The organism is Halorubrum sp. AJ67 (genome assembly GCF_000513435.1).
In genome coordinates, this window is the sequence record NZ_CBVY010000016.1 from 14441 (window position 1) to 19483 (window position 5043).

4 protein-coding genes and 1 pseudogene are annotated in these 5043 nt (G+C 67.6%); 3 read left to right on the forward strand and 2 right to left on the reverse strand.

Features of this window, described 5'->3' with window-relative positions; all coding sequences use genetic code 11:
• The first annotated feature begins 91 nt into the window (after positions 1–91).
• The 3 genes from BN903_RS12035 (at position 92) to BN903_RS12045 (ending at position 2873) form a co-directional block, all read left to right on the forward strand.
• Positions 92–1087, forward strand: a complete 996-nt coding sequence (locus BN903_RS12035; protein ID WP_048077959.1) for a transcription initiation factor IIB family protein — start codon at positions 92–94, stop codon at positions 1085–1087.
• Between the two features lie 147 nt (positions 1088–1234).
• A complete protein-coding gene (gene nreA / locus BN903_RS12040; RefSeq protein ID WP_048077960.1) occupies positions 1235–2563 on the forward strand; it encodes a DNA repair protein NreA in 1329 nt (442 codons plus the stop codon).
• A gap of 64 nt (positions 2564–2627) precedes the next feature.
• A complete protein-coding gene (locus BN903_RS12045; protein WP_048077961.1) occupies positions 2628–2873 on the forward strand; it encodes a hypothetical protein in 246 nt (81 codons plus the stop codon).
• Between the two features lie 57 nt (positions 2874–2930).
• Here BN903_RS12045 and BN903_RS12050 read toward each other — a convergent pair whose 3' ends face one another.
• Complete coding sequence (locus tag BN903_RS12050) at positions 2931–3227, reverse strand: small CPxCG-related zinc finger protein (RefSeq protein WP_048077962.1); 297 nt, start codon at positions 3225–3227, stop codon at positions 2931–2933.
• A 585-nt stretch (positions 3228–3812) separates the two neighbouring features.
• Positions 3813–4810: pseudogene (locus BN903_RS12055) on the reverse strand (radical SAM protein).
• Positions 4811–5043: the final 233 nt, after the last annotated feature.

Below are 5043 nucleotides of genomic sequence, written 5' to 3' on the forward strand. Positions count from 1 at the left end.
CGCCGTCGAACTGACCGCGGCGATTCGCGTGTTACTCACTCACATGGCAACGAACTTTTAAGTTAAACGGTTTCGATAGCATATAAATGCGATGACACGGCCCACCCGGCAACGGGATCACGACCGGCAGCGCGTGGGGGACGGGGACGCCGAGGAAGCGGAGTTCGACGTCGAGGATGTCGAAGATGTCGATGAGCTGGACCCCGAGGACTTCGATCCGGAGGATCTCACCCGGACGGCCGACGGGGAACTGATACACGAGGAGACGGGACTCGTCATCGAGGACGAGCAGATCGATCCCGGCCCGGAGTGGCGCGCGTTCAACCACAACGAGCGACAGGAGAAGTCGCGCGTCGGCGCGCCGACGACGAAGACGATGCACGACAAGGGGCTGACGACGACGATCGACTGGAAGGACAAGGACGCGTACGGTCGCTCCATCTCCTCGAAGAAGCGGTCGCAGATGCATCGCCTGCGGAAGTGGCAGGAGCGGATTCGGACGAAGGACGCGGGCGAGCGCAACCTCCAGTTCGCGCTCTCCGAGATCGACCGGATGGCCTCGGCGCTCGGCGTCCCGCGATCGGTACGCGAGGTGGCGTCCGTCATCTACCGACGGGCGTTGAACGAGGACCTGATCCGCGGCCGCTCCATCGAGGGCGTCTCCACCGCCGCCCTCTACGCCGCCTGCCGCAAGGAAGGGATCCCCCGCAGCCTCGAAGAGATCTCGGAGGTCTCGCGGGTCGACCGCAAGGAGATCGGCCGAACGTACCGGTACATCTCCCAAGAACTCGGCTTAGAGATGCGGCCGGTCGACCCGAAGAAGTACGTCCCGCGGTTCTCCTCGGAGCTGGAACTGAGCGAGGAGGTCCAGTCGAAGGCCAACGAGATCATCGAGACGACGGCCGAACAGGGACTGCTCTCCGGGAAGTCGCCGACGGGATACGCCGCGGCCGCCATCTACGCGGCGTCGCTTTTGTGTAACGAGAAGAAGACCCAACGCGAGGTCGCCGACGTGGCCCAAGTCACCGAGGTCACCATCCGAAACCGGTATCAGGAGCAGATCGAAGCGATGGGCATCCACAGTTAGGCGTCGGCCGACCCGCGTTTCGCCGCGCCGACCGCCTTCCGGCTCCGGCCCGGTCCCGCCGCTCCGCTCGGCGCGGTCCGTTCGCGTTTCCCGTTTCCTCCGGTCGCCAGCAACGTTCAAGCCGCCGCGCCGCCAACGCCGATCCGAATGCGGCTCGACGAATTCATCGAGTTCGAGGCGAACGAGCGCGCCGAGCGACGGCGACTCGCCGCCGAGAAGGACTACGGCATCCTCGACCACCTCGACTCCTTCGAGCGGCGCTTCGACGAACACGTCTCCGACGACGCCGTGGTCGGCAGCGTCTCGCCCTCCATCTTCGTCGGCCGCGCAGACTACCCGAACGTCTCGACCGGGCTGCTCTCACCGGTCGGCCGCGAGGAGCGCGCGGCCGCGTTCGAGACCTCCGCGGCGTGGTACGACGAGGGGGTCTCGATCACTGACGTGTTCGATCGCCGGACGAGCCTGCTCAACTCGACCCGCGGGGTCGACGTGGCGGACGCGGGCACGACGAGCGGAGCAACATCGGTCGGCGGCGGGAGCGGTTCCGCCGAGAGCGTCCACGACGCGTGGAACGGCTGGCTCGGCGTCCAACGCGAGGTCGCGATCGCAGACCGCCCGGTCGACGTGGAAATCGGACTCGACGGGCGACCCGACCTCGACTTCGAGGTCGGCACGGAGGATATCAAGACGCCGACGGGCCCGCGCGCCGCGGCCCGGACCGCCGACCTCGGCGAGAACCCGCACGTCCCCCGACCGGTGAAGAAGACGCTCGAAGACGACGACTGGCGCGCGGAGGGCGCGATGACGTACCTCTACCGCCGCGGGTTCGACGTGTACGAGATCAACACGATCCTCTCGGCAGGCGCGCTCGGCCGAGGAGAGAACCGGCGGCTCGTCCCGACGCGCTGGTCGATCACGGCCGTCGACGACACGGTCGGGCAGTTCCTCCGCGGCTCCATCCGGTCGAATCCGGCGGTCGACGGGGTCGAGGTCCACCGCAACGAGTACCTCGGCAACGCCTTCTGGGTGATCTTAGTTCCGGGGCAGTGGGAGTACGAGCTCGTCGAGATGAAATCGCCCGGTTCGATCTGGAACCCCGACCCCGAGGCCGGGGTGTACCTCGCGGCCGCGAGCGAGGGCCGCGAGGGGCGCACCGGCTACGTCGAGGAGACCGCGGGGGCCTACTACGCCGCCCGGCTCGGCGTCTTGGAACACCTCGACGACCGCGGGCGACAGGCGAAGGCCCTGGTCCTCAGGCACGTCTCCGACGACTACTGGGGACCGGTCGGCGTCTGGCAGGTCCGAGAGGCCGTCAGAAACGCCTTCGACGGCGAACTCGGGACCGCCGAGACGTTCGGCGAGGCGGTCCGCGGCGTCGCCGACCACCTGCCCGTCTCGCTGGCGCGCCTCCGCCGGAAGTCGACGCTCGCGGCCGGACTTCAGGCGAACCTCGGGGACTTCGTCGACGCGGCGTGAGAGCGGGGCGGGAGACGCGGCCACCGCCCCGATCGTTTTTGTCACGTCGTCGAGTGGGTAGCCCATGATCTCGCCAGTCCTCGCGTTCGGCGGCGTCCCCGGCGGCCCGGAGCTACTGATCCTCCTCGTGGTCTTCGCCCTCCTGTTCGGCGTACCCCTCGTCGTCATCGTGGGGGTGGTGGTGTTCCTCAAACTGCGTGCCGACGACGAGGAGGTGGACACCGACCGCGTCGCGGAGTTGGAGGCGGAGGTCGAACGGCTCCGCGAGAAGGTGGACGACGAGCCGGACGACGGCGACGCCCGATCGTGAACGGGCGGATTTCGGACCGCCGGACGACCCGGACACCGACCGCTATCTCTGGCCCGGTCAGTCCTCCGCCCAGTAGTACAACTCCTCGCGGGGCGCGTCGCAGCTCGGGCAGTTCGCGGGAAGCTCCCCGCTAATTTCGCCCATCTCACCGCACTTCCAGCAGCGCCACATCACGTAGGCGGTGCCGAACACGTCGCGGGCCTGAGTGAGCGGCAGCGACTCCGTCCCCGCCGGCGAGGAGACGTAGAAGCCGTCGTCGTCGACCCCCCGGACGGTCCCCAGCTCCTCGCCCGAATCGTCGTACACCGTCTGTCCGATGCTCACGTCGGCGAATTCGGGTTCTTCGGTGGCCATGCGCGCGAGTACGCGCCGAACCGAGTTAAATCATGATCCTCGTTGGCAGGGAACATCCTACCGTCGCAGTGGCGCGCCTGCGAGCGGCCGCCCTCGGCGGCCGCGAGCCAGCCCGCGAGGGAGTCAGTCGCCGGAGCGGAGCGACGGCGACTGACGAGGCTGGGGAGGTATGAGGTGCGGTTCTGTACGTTCCCGCGAGCAGCGTGGCGCGGAGCGCCACGGGCAGCCGGCGGCTTCGCCGCCGGCGACGAAGCGAGCGGGAGCACGGAAGTCGCAGCCCGCGCAGCGAAGCGAGCAGGAACGTCTTCCGGAGGGGCGGGACTCGAAGGGGCAGTCGCGAGGCGGGCGCAGGCGACGGTAGGACCGCAGCGAGTGAGCAAAGCGAACGAGCGAGGACCGCACCGAGCGTGCGCCCGCCTCGCGGCTGGGGCTTCGGCGGTCTCGGTCGTGACGGGATCAGCCACGTACAGCCGAGTGGCTGGGGCTTCGAGAGTGTTCGTGTCCCCACTGGCGGCGGAGTATCGGCGGGCGACGAAGACGACAACGGTCGCGGTTACGAAGCGCCGATCGGGAGGTTCGAATTCGTCAGGCGACGGGCGTGCGCTCGACGACGGTGCCGTCGACGGTCGGGTACTGCTCGACGATCTCGCCCTCCGCCAAGTCGCCGTCCTCGACCATCTCTTCGAGGAGCCACCACGCGACCTCGACGTGGTTCGACTTGGCGGTGTAGAACTCCTCGGGAACGCCGAGCGCCTCGAACCGCTCGGCGTCGGCGAACGCCTTCCCGTAGACTAAGGTTCCGTCGTCGGTCACCTCGTCGAACTCGCGGCGGATGTTCTTCGCCATCCGCTTCAGGCGGTTCCGGTGTTGGGCGGCGTCTTTGAACACCGAGGTACAGAAGTACACCTTCTCGTGGCTCGCCATCTCTTCGAGGATGGCGTCGTCCTTCGACCCCTCGACTGCGGACATGTGGCCCTCCTGTAGCTCGAACCCCTCCTCTTGCATCCGGCGGTAGTTCCCGTCGGACATCTCGAACTCGTTGATGTTACAGAACTCGGCCGCGCCCTCGTCTAAGAACTCTAGAAACTCCGGCTCCGCGCGGATGCCGGGGATCTCGAAGGCGGGCGTGAGGCCCTCCTCGCGGGCGATGTGGAGGATCTCCTCCCACTCGCTGCCGTGCATGTCTCCCCACATCTCTACGGGCGGGTGAAGCGGATCTCGTCGAGCCCCGCCTCCGAGAGGCGGCGCATGTTCTCGCGGCCGCCCGTGATCCCGGTGTAGAGGTGCGTGTGGTGGTCCTCGCCGAACTCGTCTTTCAGCAGTTCGAGGTACCGGGTCGTCTTCGCCATCGCCTCCTGCGGTTCGCCGCCGGTGATCGACGTGCCGAGCGCGCTCATGCGCTTGGCCTCTTCGATCACGTCCTCGTCGGACTCCACCTTCCGCTCGTTGGCGTACACGTCGGTGACGTTCTTCCGGTTCTCTCCGAGGGGGCAGTAGAAGCAGTCCCGCTGGTCGCAGTAGCCGTAGACGAACAGCACCATCTTGCCGCCCTTGGCACACTGTTCACAGCCCTTGGAGATCATCTACCCGTTACTACCGGCCGCGGCCCCAAAAAGCGTCCGAACCGCGCGTTCCCGGGAGAGCTGTTGTCACGGCCCCGTCCGTCGGCGGCCGAATCGCGCCGAGTCGGCGAGCCGTCCGAACACAAAGTATGTACCCCCACAGGAAGGACCGACGAGCATGAAATCCGGTGAGACGCGCGATTCCGACGACGAGAACCGCTCGACGACCGACGCGACAACCCGTCGGGGCGCGC